This window comes from Paenibacillus sophorae (assembly GCF_018966525.1).
In the GTDB taxonomy this organism is placed as follows: domain Bacteria; phylum Bacillota; class Bacilli; order Paenibacillales; family Paenibacillaceae; genus Paenibacillus_AQ; species Paenibacillus_AQ sophorae.
The window spans coordinates 3,647,740-3,663,282 of the sequence record NZ_CP076607.1; the positions used below are offsets into that span (position 1 = coordinate 3,647,740).

18 protein-coding genes are annotated in these 15,543 nt (G+C 46.5%); 14 read left to right on the plus strand and 4 right to left on the minus strand.

The annotated features are described in order from the left end of the window. Positions 1 to 50: 50 nt before the first annotated feature. From KP014_RS17235 to KP014_RS17245, 3 genes are all read right to left on the minus strand, one after another. Positions 51 to 548 (minus strand): arsinothricin resistance N-acetyltransferase ArsN1 family A, encoded by a 498-nt coding sequence (locus tag KP014_RS17235; RefSeq protein WP_090833986.1) that lies wholly within the window; start codon positions 546 to 548, stop codon positions 51 to 53. Between the two features lie 33 nt (positions 549 to 581). Next, the gene (locus KP014_RS17240; RefSeq protein WP_036603132.1) at positions 582 to 1,400 is read right to left on the minus strand and encodes an arsenite methyltransferase; all 819 of its coding nucleotides are present in this window, start codon (positions 1,398 to 1,400) and stop codon (positions 582 to 584) included. 317 nt (positions 1,401 to 1,717) lie between these two features. Next, positions 1,718 to 2,167 (minus strand): MarR family winged helix-turn-helix transcriptional regulator, encoded by a 450-nt coding sequence (locus KP014_RS17245; protein WP_036603136.1) that lies wholly within the window; start codon positions 2,165 to 2,167, stop codon positions 1,718 to 1,720. A 149-nt stretch (positions 2,168 to 2,316) separates the two neighbouring features. Here KP014_RS17245 and KP014_RS17250 point away from each other — a divergent pair, with 149 nt between their 5' ends. From KP014_RS17250 to KP014_RS17295, 10 genes are all read left to right on the plus strand, one after another. Further along, positions 2,317 to 3,045, plus strand: coding sequence for an SDR family NAD(P)-dependent oxidoreductase (locus KP014_RS17250; protein WP_036603138.1), 729 nt, complete (start codon positions 2,317 to 2,319; stop codon positions 3,043 to 3,045). A gap of 89 nt (positions 3,046 to 3,134) precedes the next feature. Next, on the plus strand, positions 3,135 to 3,479 hold the full coding sequence (locus KP014_RS17255) for an ArsR/SmtB family transcription factor (RefSeq protein WP_036603139.1): 345 nt from the start codon (positions 3,135 to 3,137) through the stop codon (positions 3,477 to 3,479). Next, entirely contained in the window at positions 3,480 to 4,790 is a 1,311-nt protein-coding gene (locus KP014_RS17260; RefSeq protein ID WP_036603141.1) for an arsenic transporter, read from the plus strand. A 21-nt stretch (positions 4,791 to 4,811) separates the two neighbouring features. Then, positions 4,812 to 5,231 carry an arsenate reductase (thioredoxin) gene (gene arsC, locus KP014_RS17265; protein ID WP_036603143.1) on the plus strand — a complete coding sequence of 140 codons (420 nt, stop codon included), beginning with the start codon at positions 4,812 to 4,814 and terminating at the stop codon, positions 5,229 to 5,231. A gap of 59 nt (positions 5,232 to 5,290) precedes the next feature. After that, the gene (gene arsD / locus KP014_RS17270; RefSeq protein ID WP_036603145.1) at positions 5,291 to 5,653 is read left to right on the plus strand and encodes an arsenite efflux transporter metallochaperone ArsD; all 363 of its coding nucleotides are present in this window, start codon (positions 5,291 to 5,293) and stop codon (positions 5,651 to 5,653) included. 17 nt (positions 5,654 to 5,670) lie between these two features. Beyond that, positions 5,671 to 7,440, plus strand: a complete 1,770-nt coding sequence (gene arsA, locus KP014_RS17275; protein ID WP_036603148.1) for an arsenical pump-driving ATPase — start codon at positions 5,671 to 5,673, stop codon at positions 7,438 to 7,440. Positions 7,441 to 7,503: 63 nt separating this feature from the next. Beyond that, positions 7,504 to 7,938: a protein-tyrosine phosphatase family protein gene (locus tag KP014_RS17280; protein WP_036603149.1), complete on the plus strand. Its 435-nt coding sequence runs from the start codon at positions 7,504 to 7,506 to the stop codon at positions 7,936 to 7,938. Positions 7,939 to 8,211: 273 nt separating this feature from the next. After that, complete coding sequence (locus KP014_RS17285) at positions 8,212 to 8,466, plus strand: nuclear transport factor 2 family protein (protein ID WP_246590523.1); 255 nt, start codon at positions 8,212 to 8,214, stop codon at positions 8,464 to 8,466. Positions 8,467 to 8,566: 100 nt separating this feature from the next. Next, positions 8,567 to 8,905 (plus strand): gamma carbonic anhydrase family protein, encoded by a 339-nt coding sequence (locus KP014_RS17290; protein ID WP_246590524.1) that lies wholly within the window; start codon positions 8,567 to 8,569, stop codon positions 8,903 to 8,905. A 42-nt stretch (positions 8,906 to 8,947) separates the two neighbouring features. After that, positions 8,948 to 10,120, plus strand: coding sequence for an MFS transporter (locus tag KP014_RS17295; protein WP_036603155.1), 1,173 nt, complete (start codon positions 8,948 to 8,950; stop codon positions 10,118 to 10,120). A gap of 128 nt (positions 10,121 to 10,248) precedes the next feature. Here KP014_RS17295 and KP014_RS17300 read toward each other — a convergent pair whose 3' ends face one another. Further along, on the minus strand, positions 10,249 to 11,262 hold the full coding sequence (locus KP014_RS17300; protein ID WP_025334937.1) for an LLM class flavin-dependent oxidoreductase: 1,014 nt from the start codon (positions 11,260 to 11,262) through the stop codon (positions 10,249 to 10,251). 678 nt (positions 11,263 to 11,940) lie between these two features. On the opposite strand from KP014_RS17300, the gene KP014_RS17305 reads away from it, so the two are divergent. The 4 genes from KP014_RS17305 (at position 11,941) to KP014_RS17320 (ending at position 15,514) form a co-directional block, all read left to right on the plus strand. Next, positions 11,941 to 12,801 (plus strand): NAD-dependent epimerase/dehydratase family protein, encoded by an 861-nt coding sequence (locus KP014_RS17305; protein WP_036603193.1) that lies wholly within the window; start codon positions 11,941 to 11,943, stop codon positions 12,799 to 12,801. Further along, positions 12,786 to 13,586, plus strand: coding sequence for an SDR family NAD(P)-dependent oxidoreductase (locus tag KP014_RS17310; RefSeq protein WP_246590525.1), 801 nt, complete (start codon positions 12,786 to 12,788; stop codon positions 13,584 to 13,586). The genes KP014_RS17305 and KP014_RS17310 overlap by 16 nt, the downstream gene beginning before the upstream one ends. A 33-nt stretch (positions 13,587 to 13,619) precedes the next feature. After that, complete coding sequence (locus KP014_RS17315) at positions 13,620 to 14,879, plus strand: alpha/beta hydrolase (RefSeq protein WP_036603158.1); 1,260 nt, start codon at positions 13,620 to 13,622, stop codon at positions 14,877 to 14,879. Positions 14,880 to 15,046: 167 nt separating this feature from the next. Continuing rightward, positions 15,047 to 15,514: a nuclear transport factor 2 family protein gene (locus tag KP014_RS17320; RefSeq protein ID WP_051500582.1), complete on the plus strand. Its 468-nt coding sequence runs from the start codon at positions 15,047 to 15,049 to the stop codon at positions 15,512 to 15,514. The last annotated feature ends 29 nt before the right edge of the window (positions 15,515 to 15,543 follow it).

Here is a 15,543-nt window from a genome sequence, read left to right on the forward strand (position 1 = left end):
TTAACAATCGCGACACACTTGGTTCTAGTTATCCTCGTCGTAAGACATGTTTATTTGAGTAACTTCTCCATGATCATGACATCGATATGCTCACTGTCAATAATTCCTTGCTTTTCAAAAACACCCACTTCACGATATCCCATTTTCCGATATAGCCCTTGGCCTTGTTGATTAAAAGGAAATGTAAACAATACGATCTTGTAGAAATCTTTTTCTTTGGCTTCATGCTCTAATGCCTGAAGAAGAGTGCTACCAACCCCCTGTCCTCGTGATTTACGGCCAATGTAAATGGAGAGGTCTGCTACACCGTTGTAAGCACAGCGATGAGAATACGGATTGAGGGAAGCCCAACCAAGTACCTGACCATCCATTTCAGCGACTAATACAGTGTATCTTCCTTGATGGTCTTGGAACCAGGATTCCATGTAATTCAAGTCTTTTGCATCCGTTTCGAGTGTGGCTATACGGTCCTCAATGCCCTGGTTGTAAATACGAAGGATACTGCCAATATCATCTGAAACGGCTTGCCGAACCGTGAGTGTGGATATCATTATTTTCCCTCCATGGATTAGACCTAAAAATTATTTGGTTGCCTTAATCACGGCGGACACAATGTAATTTTCAATGTTAGCGCCGGGAACCCAATCTTTAATAAAAGCTTTCGATTCATCTTTTGGTTCGATGGAAATATCGGTAAATCCGCTTTGCTTAAGCATGGACTCCAGCGTGCTTATCGATGAGGCGCCGGAAATACAACCAGAGTATAATTGATCAAGATCAGCCTTGATTTCCGCAGGAAGCTCAGCAGTCGTCACAATGTCTGAAATAGCGAGGCGGCCCCCTGGTTTAAGAACACGAAATGCTTCATGGAACACCTGCTGCTTGTCAGGGGACAGGTTAATCACGCAGTTGGAAATAATCACATTTACCGTATCGTCAGCCACGGGCAAATGTTCAATTTCACCCAAACGGAATTCGGTATTCGTAAAATGGCCCTTAACGGCGTTCTCTCGAGCACGGCTGACCATTTCGGGTGTCATATCCACACCGATGACCTGACCGGTTTCGCCGACCTGGCGGGAGGCCAAGAAGCAGTCAAATCCCCCGCCGCTGCCCAGATCGAGAACCGTTTCGCCTGCCTGGAGCTCGGCTATGGCTTGCGGGTTCCCGCATCCCAGACCAAGATTAGCACCTTCAGGTACGGCAGCTAACTCCTCCATGGAATAGCCAAGTTTATTGGAGATCACATTAAAGTCCGTAGGGGTATCACAGCAACTCGCTGAGCTTATGGAGTTTTCTGCGGAACAGCATGAAGAACTCGATTCGATTTTTCGTACAGCAAACTGTTGATACCGGCTTCTAACATTTTGGCGAATTTGGTCATTCGTGAGCTTTGTCATTGGACAACACTCCTTTAGAATATAATTTTGAAGGCACTTCCCACTTTAGCAGCAAGGCTCACAGCAAAGATGGGATGAAGGGACAAAAGAGCTTCTTAGAGAAAACCATTTGCTTAAAGAGAAGGTTTTCTGTTGAGGTAATTTCCAAGCGTGCAGAGCCTTCCTCTGCAGTTCTTTCTCCTGATACTTAATCAAGCACTCCGCAACATAAAGATCTCCTAACATAACATCTGCCTCCTTAGAGAATGTTTATCCTTAAATCTTAGTAAAGATTTATAACTTATTACTTGCAATTTGCAATTATAAACCAAGAGAAATCACCCGGTTACGGGTGCGCAGCATCTGCTTGATTTCCCCATAGCCTCATTAAAAAGCTTAACCGAGCGCAACACGGTTTCTTTCTCAAACTCCGTCATGTACGAGAAAACTTCGTCCAGATAATCATTCATTTTTTGATCAATTATGCCGGCGATCATTTTGCCTTCCGTGGTTAGGGAGAGGGTATACACCCGCCGATCGTTAGGATCGGGCGTTTTCATAACCAAGTTCATATTTATGAGAGATTGTACTTGCCGACTAAAGGTCGTTATTTCTGTGCCTAGTGCTTCTGCAACTTGTTGCATGGAGGGCTTATGCCGGCGATCAATTTCATAAAGTAAGTGACTTTGGGCTAAAGAGATATCGCAGCCGCCAACCGAACAGCAATATTTATTGAGTAGACCAAAGCGCCGGGTCATGATTTGAAATAATTCTCGTGCATTTTCCATTTTGTCTCACCTCGTGATTTAGTTATAACTCATTAATTTGCATAGTGCAAGTATAAATCTTATTTTTTTCTGCTAATTATTGTATGATACTAAAGTTGGCAAATGAAATGATATGCTAAACGAAAATAATATTGAGGTGTGTGGTTAACATGAATTTTACAGGTAAAACGATTCTAGTCTCTGGCTCCGCTTCAGGAATAGGAAGGAGTTGTGCAGAATTATTACTTGAAAATGGGGCTTCTGTTGTGGGGTTAGATATTAACCAGAGCACCATAACGAATGAACGTTATAGACACTATCCTATCGACATTAGAGATGAACACAAAGTAACCGACGCGATTGATGAAATTGAAGCGTTGTATGGAAAGATTGACGGACTGGCCAACTGTGCAGGCGTATATGCAAGTTCAGTACCCTTCTATGAACTAAACATGGAGGATTGGAATAAAGTTATCTCTACAAATCTAACCGGACTATTTATCCTTACAAAACATGCTGCCAAAAAAATGATAAAAAACAATAGGGGTACCATTGTAAACATTAGTTGTATAAGGTCAAAAATATTTAGACCAGATATGGCAGACTATGCCGCCTCCAAGGGAGGGGTGGTCGCATTGACATCGGCAATGGCATTGGATTTACAGGACTACAACATAAGAGTGAACTCGGTTGCACCCGGATTTACATACACGGGAATGACAGCAGATGCCTTTGACAATCCGGAAGTAAAGGCCTATTCGGAAACGCTCATACCCGCCCGCAAAATCGCATCATCGGCGGATATTGCAAAGGTCATTTTATTTTTGTTATCAGATATGGCCGATTATATAAACGGCGAAACCATATTTGTTGACGGAGGCTTTAAAATATCCAAATGAAGCTAAATAGAGCTATTGAAGGACTGTATATCAGCTATTGCTTATATAAGAACATAGTTATATAATGATGAAGCGAAAGGGGGCGGAGCATGAGCTTTGAAATGGATGATTTAGACGAAGTATCACAGACGTTGAAGCTTTTGGGAGACAAGACAAGGCTGACAATCATGAAGCTTCTGGAGAAGCAGGAATGCTGTGTATGCGAGCTCGTTGAAATTTTCAAAACGAGTCAGCCGTCGGTCAGCCAGCATTTACGAAAGCTTAAGGATGCCGGTCTTGTTAAGGAAAATCGGAAAGGCCAATGGATTTTTTATTCAATGAATCCAAACAGTCCTCAACATGAGTTAATTCAACAATTGATCGCCTTCGTTCCTTCACAAGATCATGAGCTGGAAGAACTGAATAAGAAGGGCCTGAGAATTTCATGTAATTAAATGGAGGTCAGCGGATTGGTTTCGGTACTGTTAGCGAGTTTCATTTTTGTTGTTACTTTAATCTTTGTCATTTGGCAGCCCCGGAATTTATCGATTGGATGGTCGGCCTGCGGCGGAGCCGTGTTGGCTCTGCTTGCAGGCGTAGTGAGTTTTAATGATGTACTCGATGTGACCCTGATTGTGTGGAATGCCACGTTAGCTTTTATTGCGATCATTCTCATTTCCTTAATCCTCGATAAAATTGGCTTTTTCGAATGGGCTGCCCTACATATGGCCAGAGCCGCGCGGGGGAATGGAATTCGGATGTTCATCTATGTCACTATTCTTGGCGCGGTTGTGGCCGCATTTTTTGCCAATGACGGGGCGGCGCTTATCCTTACTCCGATTGTGCTGGCCATGGTGCGTGCGCTGAATTTTGATGAGAAAAAGGTGTTTCCGTTCATCATCGCCAGCGGATTTATTGCGGATACAACCTCACTGCCCCTCGTCGTCAGTAATCTGGTTAATATCGTTTCCGCTGATTTCTTCGGGGTGACCTTTATGGAATATGCGGGGCATATGATTATTCCTACCTTGTTTTCGCTTACTGCCAGTATTCTGGTGCTGTTCATTTTCTTCCGTACAAGTATCCCGAGACAATTTGACAGCTCTCAGTTAAAAAATCCTGAAGAGGCCATCAAAGACAAGAAGATGTTCAAGTTATCCTGTCTTGTCCTTGCTGTTCTTCTGGTCGGTTACTTCGTCAGTGAATTCCTGAACATTCCGGTTTCCGTGGTAGCGGGGATCATCGCGATCTTTTTCTTGCTCATGGCAAGAAGAAGTCCTTTCGTACCCACAATGGAAGTGGTCAAAGGGGCGCCTTGGGCGATCGTGTTCTTTTCCATCGGGATGTATGTCGTGGTGTACGGGCTGCGAAATGCCGGTCTTACGGATGTCCTGGCTAATGTGATTCAAGGCGCTGCCAATCAAGGTCTATTCGTAGCAACGATGGGCATGGGCTTTATTGCAGCGATCATTTCATCGGTGATGAATAATATGCCTACGGTCATGATTGATGCGCTTGCCATTAATGCAACACACACGACAGGAATCATTAAAGATGCTTTAGTTTACGCGAATGTCATCGGTTCGGACTTAGGGCCGAAGATTACGCCGATCGGTTCGCTGGCTACCCTGCTGTGGCTGCATGTGCTTTCGGCCAAAGGTGTGAAGATCTCTTGGGGGACATATTTTAGAACAGGCATCATCCTAACCATCCCTACCTTGTTTATCACCCTTTTGGGCCTCTATTTAAGGTTAACCCTATTTTAAATTTAAAGGAGATTATTGCGGATGGACAAGAAAACCATTTACTTTTTGTGTACAGGAAATTCCTGTCGGAGCCAGATGGCGGAAGGCTGGGCAAAGAAATACCTGAGTGATGGCTGGAATATTTACAGCGCCGGTATTGAGGCCCATGGTCTAAATCCGAAAGCTGTACAAGCCATGAGTGAAGTGGGCATTGATATTTCGGGACAAACCTCCGATATTATTGATCCGGAGCTGCTGAATAACGCTGATCTGGTTGTCACGTTATGCGGAGATGCCGCAGATAAATGCCCGATTACCCCTCCGAAAGTGAAACGTGAACATTGGGGATTCGACGATCCAGCCAAGGCGCAAGGAACGGAAGAAGAGAAATGGGCGGTATTCCAGCGGGTCCGTGACCAGGTCGGAGCACGCATTAAACAATTTGCTGAAACCGGCGAATAATGAATCGTCCGGCCGGGAGAGATCCCGGCTTCTTTTTCAAAGAAGGGAGAATTGGGTTTATGAAGTCTATAGAGATTTATGATCCGGCTATGTGCTGCTCCACAGGAGTATGCGGCCCTGTTGTTGACCCGGAATTAATCCGCATCTCAGCGGTGGTTCATCATTTGAAGAAGAAAGAATTCAACGTGTCCAGATATAATTTGACCAGTGAGCCGGATGCCTTTGTAGTCAATCATGTGATAAAACAGTTGCTTACTGACGAAGGACCGGATGTATTGCCCGTCATTCTATTAGATGGACAATTGGTTAAGAAACAAAGCTATCCTTCGAATGAAGAACTGGAAGAATGGACAGGAATCCCGGCATCCGAGCTTACCCAGAAACCTAAGGTGCGTATAGAGCTGAAATTGAAATCAAAATAAGGGAAGGAAGGATCGACATGTCCACCCGGTTTGATCCATTAGCCATCCTGCGCACTCCATATTTGTTCTTTACAGGCAAAGGAGGGGTAGGCAAAACTTCAACGGCCTGTGCAGCGGCGGTAGCGCTGGCCGACTCGGGTAAACGGGTTCTGCTTGTTAGCACCGATCCCGCCTCCAACCTGCAGGATGTCTTTGGCATGGAGCTCTCCAATCATCCGGCTGCGATTGAGAGTGTTCCTAATCTTTTTGCCGCGAATTTAGATCCGGAGATGGCAGTGGAAGAGTATAAAGCGAAAGTGGTCGCTCCCTACCGGGGGATCTTGCCCGATTCGGTGATCTCCACGATGGAAGAACAGTTGTCAGGGGCATGTACCGTAGAAATCGCTGCTTTCGATGAGTTTACGACCCTCCTGACCGGTGAACAATTGAGATCTCAATTTGATCATATCCTGTTTGATACCGCGCCCACAGGCCACACGCTGCGCCTCCTTCAGCTGCCGGCCGCATGGAACGGATTTCTGGAAGAAAGCACTCACGGGGCTTCCTGTTTAGGTCCCCTGGCCGGGCTGGAGCGCAAGAAGGATGTCTACGAGCAGGCTGTACGGACGTTATCAGATCACCTTGAAACGACTTTGGTGCTAGTAACACGCCCTGATCGGACTCCTCTGCTGGAAGCGGCAAGGGCTGCTCAGGAACTCCGGGAGATCGGCGTCACCCATCAAATAATGATCGTTAACGGCCTGCTTCAAAAGCCGGAGTCAGAGGACCCGATTTCGTCGGGGCTGTATGAGCGGCAGCAGACCGCTTTACGCGAGATGCCTGAAGCACTCACAAATCTGTCTGTATTCCATATTCCGCTGGTCGCGTTCAATATCCTGGGAGTCGCTAGTATGCGGCAACTCTTTAAACCGACTGAGCCTGTTTCTCTTGAAGCTGCGCTCAAGGAAGCGCCGCCCCGTTTGCCGTCTCTCTCTGCCCTGATCGACGATGTCGAGCAAGCCGGCATCCGTATATTGTTCACGATGGGCAAAGGCGGGGTGGGTAAAACAACCGTCGCTTCCGCTCTGGCCGTCGGTTTGGCGGAACGTGGTCATAACGTGCACCTCAGCACAACGGACCCCGCAGCCCACATCGAGACCCTATTTGGCACGGATGCCGGATTGATATCTCTAAGCAGAATTGATCCTAAGGCTGAAGTTGATCAATATCGGCAAGAGGTGATCAACCAGAATGCCGAACTCCTCGATGAAGAAGGCCTTGCTGTTCTTGAGGAGGACTTACGGTCACCCTGTACGGAAGAAATTGCTGTATTCCGGGCTTTTGCTGAGCTCGTTGAACGATCACAAGACCAGATCGTTGTCATTGATACCGCACCTACCGGCCATACACTCCTCTTGCTGGATGCCAGCGAGGAATATCATAAAGAAGTCGCCCGTTCTACAGGTTTGGTCCCGGATTCAGTTCGAAAGCTTCTCCCAAGGCTCCGTAATGCTAAGGAAACGGCAGTAGTTATCGTAACTTTAGCAGAAGCAACTCCTTTTTATGAAGCGTCCCGGCTGGAGGAAGACTTGAAGCGCGCCGAAATCTCCGTAAGATGGTGGACTATCAACCAGAGTTTGGCTGCTTCCGGAACAGAGGAACCGGTATTGAAAGGCAGAGCCGTGGCAGAGGTTCCATGGATTCGGGAAATCAACAAAAGGGCCGGCGGTCAGACGGTAATCATTCCTTGGAGGCCGAAAGAGATCCGCGGAGTAGAGCAGTTGACGGAACTTGCACACCTTCATTAAAGGTTAAGGTGAGAAAAAAGGTTATGCAATTTTATTTAACAGATTAACAAAAGGGAGATTCCTATGACTAAATCTTATCAAGCTTTGGTAGCAGACAAAATTTATTTTGGCGGAGCTCAAGATGTTGAACAAATGGTTACGGAGGAAGGCGTCGAGGTCGTAGTAGATCTGCGTGAAGAGGCGGAAGAATGTGCGTATGTGGCAGATACCGTTCAGTGGATTAAAGTGCCTTTGGGAGACCATGCAACAGAGCCGGAAGAAGAACTCTTCCGCACGGCAATTCAGGAAGTGGTAGGCGCTTATCGAGCAGGAAAGAAAGTTGCCTTTCACTGTGGCGGGGGAAAAGGACGCACGGGTACTGTGGCAGTCGGAACACTGCGTGAATTGGGGCTTGCCGAGTCTTTGGAAGAAGCCGAAAAACAAGCAAAAGCCATACGGCCCATCATCGCTGTAAAGCCAATTCAATGGGAATCGTTAAGAGCGATCTATCCTAATTAAGCGTTTACTTTAGATGTGTAGAAGAGACTATTTTCAAGACAGGAATAGTCTCTTTGTCATTTTATTGTTATATGAAGTTATATATGAATCTGAATGCAATTGAAAAAACAAATTGAGCTGACCAAATGATCCGAAAATAGTATGATGAATTCATAAACAAAAGGAGGTGCTTGCTAGGGAATACAACGTAAGTAATGCTTCGATTTTTTTTGGACATTATAGACTGAATAGTCTATAATATATTGGTTACCACCAAAAAATCGAGGGATTTATATGTTAACAAATGATCAAACCCAAGAAGCAGTTCGCGAAAGAGCACAGGAAGTATTCCGCAATCATCTGAAACATCTGTCGGGCGGGGATATTAAGGCATGGGTTGAATTGTGGGATGAGAACGGGGTACTGGAGTTCCCTTACGGTCCTGCAGGTTTCCCGGAAATGAAGGAAGGCAAGGCAGATCTCTACGACTACATGCAGAATTTTCCGAAGCACTTCGAAGTCCAGTATTATTGGCGATGTTACCATTGAGGAAGGCAGCAGTATCTGGTTCGGCGCAGTATTGCGGGGAGATGTGGGACCGATCCGAATCGGGAAAAATAACAGTATCCAGGATAACTGCGTCATTCACATGTCAGAATCCGGGACTTTTATCGGTAATAACAATACGATTGGACATGGCGCGATTCTGCATAATTGTATGATTGGAAATGATAATGTTATCGGTATGAACGCTGTAGTGCTCGACGGGACAACGATTGAGAATGAGAATGTCATTGCAGCAGGCAGTGTCATTACAGGTAATAGCAAAATTACAAACCGGCAGCTTGTTGCAGGTTCCCCGGGACAAGTCAAAAAAGAATTATCCGGCAATTCTCTTTGGTGGGTACAAGAAAGTTCAAAACAATATTTGAAACTGGTAGAACGCTACGATAATCAATATAAATATACAAGCGCCCTAAAATCGTAATGATGCTCAAGTCACCTTATGCCAAGATTTAGAGGTAAGCCGATGAAACGTATCCTATTCACAATCATAGCGATGGCTATCAATACGAATCTGTCAGTGCCTTTTTTCCCGCTCTATGCAACTGCTTTTCATCTTAACAGCGTTATCGTTACAGGCTTGTTCGTTATTTATTCCACTTGCCTGCTGCCGGTATTGTTGATCGCAGGTCCTTTAGGGGATGTATGGGGCAATAAAAAAGTAGTGTACATCGGCTTAGGATTGGCAATTCTTTCGACGATATTTTTCGCTGAAGCCACAAATATCTCGTTACTGTACCTTGCACGGGCGTTGGCTGGGATGGCGTCAGGAGCTTTCATGGGAACAGGGACAGCTCTTTTGCTTCAACATTCCTCACAGAACCAAACGGCGCATGCATTGACGCTGTCAAGTATTGTTACCATGCTCGGGTTTGGGCTGGGACCGGCAATTAGCGGCATAATCATCCAGTACAGCCCGCTGTCACCTGTGAAAATTCCTTACCAAAGCATGTTTATCGCTCTGAGCATCAGCATGCTTCTCCTGGCCAGTATCCGTGAAAGGAGAGAATCGACCGGGAATCGGCGACTATTTCAGATCAGTATGGGCGTACCGTCCTCCCATCGAACCTTGTTCTGGGCATTTGCCGCTCCCTCCGTATTTACGGCGTTTGCGCTTAACGGGACTGTACTTGCCTTGATGCCAACCTTCGTTCGGTCTGTAATGCACTCAACCAATTTTGCTGTCCCGGGTATTCTCTTGTTCATTCTGCTTTCGGGAGGGGCGCTTGCCCAGCTAATTCCTTTGCCTGGCGATGCGTTTCGCCGTATACAAGCGAGAGTATTATTGCTGCTTGCAGGGACATGGTGCATGTTAATGGCCGGAACATTGATAAATAGTGCGTTATTGTGGCTGGGGAAGGGGATACAGGCTGTCGGGTGCGGGTGGACGTTTCAAGGCAGCATGAAACTGACCGGGAGTATGGCACCCGTTTCCGAAAGAGCCCGCCTTCTGTCAATCTTTTATATTGCGGCGTATTCAGGCATGATTTTGCCTACATTAGGTGTCGGGATATTATCGTTTTATTGGGGGCTTATGCCGGCCTTGCTTACGTTCGGGGCGATTGTTACTTCAATCGGGATCGTTATTGTGCTGAATTCAATCCGTTTACGAATGGTTACTCAAGCGATGAAAAGATAGATATGGTAAAAATCAAGGATCATTAGGCGGTTTGACGCAGCCTGATGATCCTTGTTCTTTCATTGGAATGATAACAACATATGGATCTATGGATTGACCACTTCCTCTGGCGGTTCAATGAGCATCCATTACTGCCTTAACTCGTTGACAGCATTCGCTAAAATTTCGTAGGACCGCAAACGGGCTTGATGATCGTAAATATGGGATGTTACGATGAATTCGTCCGCCTTCGTTTCTTCAAACAGAACGGGCAGCTTCTTAAGAATCGTGGTACGATCTCCGATAATGCCGAAATCCATTTGTTTACGAATTCGCGTTTTTTCTTGCTCATTCCACAAGGCATCCATGTTTTCAACCGGAGGATTGTATTCGCTGGTACGGCCGCGAATCAGATTCAACACTTGCTGCTCATCTGTAGTAGCCAGCCAGCTTGCTTCTTCGGCCGAATCAGCCGCAATGACATTTAAGCCTATCATAACATAGGGCTTATCCAACATTCGCGAGGGAGTGAAGGCGCTGCGGTATAAATCCAAGGCCTGGAGCAAATAATCCGGTGCGAAATGGCTGGCGAATGAGAAAGGCAGTCCGAGACGACCCGCCAATTGTGCGCTGAACCCGCTGGAGCCCAGCAGCCAGATGGGAATATCCATTCCTTCTCCGGGAATAGCCCGTACTCCCGGTTCAATAGGTTCGTCTTCGGGATGGAAGTAAGAGCGCAGTTCGCGCAGAAGGTCCGGGAAATCATCCCCGTTGCTGCCCAGCGTCCTCCTGAGAGCGCGGGTGGTACGCATGTCGGAGCCTGAAGCTCTGCCTAATCCTAGATCTATCCGGCCCGGATACAGAGATTCCAGTGTTCCGAACTGTTCGGCGATGACGAGCGGGGCATGATTGGGCAGCATGATGCCGCCTGAGCCGACCCGGATTTTCTTAGTTCCAGACGCAATATGTCCGATCAAGATCGATGTTGCCGAGCTCCCGATTCCTGGCATATTATGGTGCTCAGCGAGCCAATATCGGTGATAACCGAGCTTTTCGGCGTGTTGCGCGAGCTCCAGCGTACGTCGGAAAGAATCTTTGGGTGTGCTGCCCGACAAGATCGGGGCGAGATCCAAAACAGAGATTTTTGAATTGAATTCGTACATAATAACATCTACCTCCACATTAATTTTGATAATTTCCTTCATTTTAGGCGGCTGCATTCACATTGGCAGATTTTCTTGTTTAAGCGTTGTTCAAATCATCAGCGGCCACCAACTTTCTGGATCGAATGGTCAAATATTTGGAAAAATATAATGAAGCATCTATGAAGCTTCATTATCCATCCAACCTTTCTTAATGTTATCTTAAACTTTAATAGACTGTTTAGTCAAGAAAAACTTTGTTGCTTTTTTACATGTGGTCCAACAGGTTTAAGGGAACCGCGCCTTCAGACAAGACTTGCAAGTCTTGCAAGTTTTGTGGGAATCCTCTATTGATTGTCCGACAGTGATATTAACATGAGCGCATTTACGACTGGAGGGATGGTTCAGCAGACGGGATGGATTTTCAATGATCTAATTTTTTTCTTGACTAAATAGTCTGAAATGGGTATGATAGGGATCAGAAAGGAGGTGTTCAATGCATGGGCAGAAGCAATCGCTAACCTAGGCTGTTAAATTAACCTCTGATCCGGGTTTTGGACGAATTATTAGATCGTTTGATCTAGAAATCAATCGTTCCAACTCCGGTTTCCAATTACAGAGTTACTATTTTGTTTTTTGATTGACTATTCATGAATATTTTGGACTTATCAGTCTGAAAAAAGAGAGGGAGTAATGGAAATGGTGAATAACGGTAAAATTTTAGTGACAGGCGGAAGAGGAAAAACGGGAAGCCGTATAGCTAAGCGGCTAACCGATCTGGGCTATGCCGTTCGTACGGCCGACCGCGGCACTTCCGCTTCAGAAAGCACCAATGAGCATGTGGCTTTTGATTGGTTCGATGAGACGACGTTTGAACCGGCTTTGAAAAACGTGGATAAGATCTACCTGGTGGGTCCCGTTGCAGTCATGGACCCGTCCAAGATGATGGTACCTTTTTTGGAGAAGGCTTTAAAGGAAGGGGTACGCCGGGTCGTGTTACTTAGCAGCGCTTCCGTGCCTGAAAATGGACCTGTGTTCGGCAAGGTGCATCAGGTAATACGTCAGCTTGTGCCGGAATGGGCGGTACTACGGCCTTCTTATTTTATGCAAAACTTCACTGAGGGTCATCATGGAGCGCAAATCAACAGTGACGGCGTGATGATTACGGCTACAGGATCGGGCCGGGTCGGATTCGTTGATGCCGACGATATTGCCGAGGTGGGCGTAAGAGCGCTGATTGATGAGCAGCCTCACAATACCGATCATATCATCACAGGTCCTGATTCGTTTAGTTATGCGGAGGCTGGAGAAATCATCGGCGCTGCTGCAGGACGAACCATCCAACATGTAAATATTAGCACGGAAGAGCTGGCGGCCGGGATGATGAAGTTCGGGATGGCCGAAGACTATGCTCATTTTCTCGCAGGGCTGGATGAAGCGATCAGGCTTCACGGTACTGAAGACCAGGTTACGGATACAGTTCAGCGTGTGACCGGACGACCGCCTAAATCTCTGAAAGACTTTGCCATCGCGCACGCCTCACATTGGAAACAGAAATGAAAGCGGGTGAAGCTATGAACTCATTATTTAACTTGAGCGGGAAAACCGCTATTGTGACAGGCGCAGGCAGAGGTATCGGAAAAAGTATTGCTTTGGGATTAGCCGAATCGGGTGCAAATGTGGTTCTATCCAGTCGTACGCAGTCCGAATTAGAGGAGGTGGCGAATGAGATTCGCAAGATAGGAACGGAATCATTGGTGATCCCTTGCGATGTAACGAAGCCCGAGGATATCCAACAAGTAGTAGATGAGACGAAAAATCGTTTCGGATCTATTGATATTCTGATTAACAATGCGGGAATGACGATTAAAACGCCAGCGGAAGAATACGAATTGGACAACTGGAACCGAATTATTGCGGTTAATCTCACCGGTGTTTTCTTATTCGCACAGTATGCGGGCAGGGAAATGATCAAGCAGAACCGTGGACGAATCATTAATATTTCATCAGTGGGGTCCACAACTGCGCTCACAGGCTCTGTCGCCTACTGCGCCAGCAAAGGGGGAGTTAATATGCTGACAAAGGTTCTGGCGGTAGAGTGGGCAAAGTATGGGGTCAATGTGAACGGGATTGCGCCTTCTTATATTGAAACCCCGCTTGTAAAAACCGTCTCGGATGCAAAAGAAGATTTTGCCGGAAAAGTGACGGAACGAACTCCCCTTGGCAGAATGGGCCATCCCAATGAGCTGGCTGGTGCCGCGGTATTTCTTGCATCCGATGCAGCTTCTTATATTACAGGCGAGACCATTTTTGTAGATGGAGGTTGGACGGCTCTCGGCTTGTAAGTACTTAAAAATAAAAATACGGAGGTTAAAAAAATGACACAACGAGCAGTTTCACAAGGATGGATTCTGGATATCGCACTTGCACAAGGGGGATTTGACGCCCTGCATCCCGAAGCGAAGGCAACGTTAGAAGAATGCGGCCACAATCACAGAGACTTTGACAGAGTATTTGAATTGGTTAAAAGCGGCGTCATGATCCCTAAAGCATGGTCGACCGTTGCGGCCCAAGCAGAAGCACGGGCGAAGCACTATGAAAGTGAGGGATTCCCGGCAACCGCCAAAGACTTGTATCAGCGTGCTGCGGTGATGTGGGGTAGAGCGCAGTATTCTTTTTTTAACGATGATCCCAGAAAAACCGTATTTCGCCAACGTTGTAATGAGTCCGTCGAAGCGATTGGGCGTCTGAGCAATCAAACCATCCAGAGGGTTGAGCTGGATTTTGAAGGCAAAAAAATCTTCGGTCTGTTGTTTCTCCCTGAAGGAAATGTATCGAATGCTCCTGCCGTCATTCTAGGTCCGGGCATGGACATGATCAAAGAGGATTATATACAGATTGCCCAACGCTACTATACGTCACGGGGCATGGTCGCCTTGTCCATTGAAGGGCCTGGTCAAGGAGAATCCGGGTCATCCGGACTCAAGGTCACCTTAACCAACTACCAGCGCGCCATCAGCCGGTATATTGACTTTCTTGAGGAGCTTCCGCAGGTCGACAAGAATCGGATAGGTCTGTTTGGAGTCAGTATGGGCGCGATCTGGGGATTACGGGGAGCTGCCCACGACAATCGCCTGAAATCTTTAGCCACCTTTATGACAGGCCCCGGTGAACTGGAAAAGTCTTTCAGCAAAGCCCAACCAAGCTTCAAGGCCAATATGATGTATATGTCCGGCTACACGGATGAAGAGAAGTTTGATAAAGAAATGGCGGCGAATTACAGCATTTGGCATCTCGTTTCGAACATCACTTGTCCGGTTCTGATCGGCAACGGTGAATTTGACGAGCTTATCCCTGTTGAAGATGCCCTTGCTCTATACGAGCTCATCAAGGCTCCTAAGGAGCTGCGGATCTATGAGAATGAATTCCATCCCCTTGGCGGTGTTGCAGCGGAGATCTTCCGTTACGGTTCGGAATGGACGCAGCGGGCGCTGAATGGCGATTTTGCCCAAAGACCCGATAAACGCTATTATGTGCATACGGATGGGCGTGTCATCGAAGGATCGGCAAATCCGGCATGGTGGCTTGGCGCCCAACCTCCCGAGATCCTTGCGCGGAAACAATCGTCGGAGTCGTAAGCCGAGTCATTCCGGCAGCAGATTCGATATTTTAATTTTGACTGACTGCTCATGAACATTTTGGACTAGTTTGTCTGGAAAGATAGCGACTATGTGACCTGAAAAGTATTTTTCGAGAATGATTCCGTTTTATTCAATAGCTGACAAAATGATAAGGAGTGGTAAATATGACGTTCAATCCGGCAGATAATGAAAAGGTACAGGAAGCTTCACGGGAGATCTTCCATAAGTTTTGCAAGTCTTTTTTGGACAAAGACATGAATCAATTTATTGAGCTGTTTGATGACAATGCGCTGTTCGAGTTTCCTTACGCTCCTAAAGGCTTTACTCAAAAACTTGAAGGGAAGGCTGCCATTTATGAGTATGTTAAAGACTTCCCTCAGAAGTTTGATATCACACGGTTCAGTGAACCAACCTTTCACTTCGCGATGAACCCCAATATCATGATAGTCGAATTCGGAATTGAGGAAGCGCAACTCCTGACCACCGGCAAGCCTTATCTTCAGAAATATATTTCCGTGATCGAAACCAGAGACAATAAAATCGTACACTACAAAGATTATTGGAATCCGGTTGTGGCGCTTGTAGCGCTTTTGGATGAAGCTTCATTGCAGAAACTATTAAACGAGCAGTAAGAAGTTGAAATGGTGGGAGGTGGGGATTA

What these genes read in the sequence shown, in the direction of transcription:
- arsC (WP_036603143.1), top strand. Translation starts at nt 4,812, where the DNA reads ATGGACAAGAAAACCATTTACTTTTTGTGTACAGGAAATTCCTGTCGG.
- KP014_RS17290 (WP_246590524.1), top strand. Translation starts at nt 8,567, where the DNA reads ATGTCAGAATCCGGGACTTTTATCGGTAATAACAATACGATTGGACAT.
- KP014_RS17285 (WP_246590523.1), top strand. Translation starts at nt 8,212, where the DNA reads ATGTTAACAAATGATCAAACCCAAGAAGCAGTTCGCGAAAGAGCACAG.
- arsD (WP_036603145.1), top strand. Translation starts at nt 5,291, where the DNA reads ATGAAGTCTATAGAGATTTATGATCCGGCTATGTGCTGCTCCACAGGA.
- arsA (WP_036603148.1), top strand. Translation starts at nt 5,671, where the DNA reads ATGTCCACCCGGTTTGATCCATTAGCCATCCTGCGCACTCCATATTTG.
- KP014_RS17320 (WP_051500582.1), top strand. Translation starts at nt 15,047, where the DNA reads ATGACGTTCAATCCGGCAGATAATGAAAAGGTACAGGAAGCTTCACGG.
- KP014_RS17295 (WP_036603155.1), top strand. Translation starts at nt 8,948, where the DNA reads ATGAAACGTATCCTATTCACAATCATAGCGATGGCTATCAATACGAAT.
- KP014_RS17250 (WP_036603138.1), top strand. Translation starts at nt 2,317, where the DNA reads ATGAATTTTACAGGTAAAACGATTCTAGTCTCTGGCTCCGCTTCAGGA.
- KP014_RS17255 (WP_036603139.1), top strand. Translation starts at nt 3,135, where the DNA reads ATGAGCTTTGAAATGGATGATTTAGACGAAGTATCACAGACGTTGAAG.
- KP014_RS17315 (WP_036603158.1), top strand. Translation starts at nt 13,620, where the DNA reads ATGACACAACGAGCAGTTTCACAAGGATGGATTCTGGATATCGCACTT.
- KP014_RS17240 (WP_036603132.1), bottom strand. Translation starts at nt 1,400, where the DNA reads ATGACAAAGCTCACGAATGACCAAATTCGCCAAAATGTTAGAAGCCGG.
- KP014_RS17305 (WP_036603193.1), top strand. Translation starts at nt 11,941, where the DNA reads ATGGTGAATAACGGTAAAATTTTAGTGACAGGCGGAAGAGGAAAAACG.
- KP014_RS17300 (WP_025334937.1), bottom strand. Translation starts at nt 11,262, where the DNA reads ATGTACGAATTCAATTCAAAAATCTCTGTTTTGGATCTCGCCCCGATC.
- KP014_RS17260 (WP_036603141.1), top strand. Translation starts at nt 3,480, where the DNA reads ATGGAGGTCAGCGGATTGGTTTCGGTACTGTTAGCGAGTTTCATTTTT.
- KP014_RS17245 (WP_036603136.1), bottom strand. Translation starts at nt 2,167, where the DNA reads ATGGAAAATGCACGAGAATTATTTCAAATCATGACCCGGCGCTTTGGT.
- KP014_RS17280 (WP_036603149.1), top strand. Translation starts at nt 7,504, where the DNA reads ATGACTAAATCTTATCAAGCTTTGGTAGCAGACAAAATTTATTTTGGC.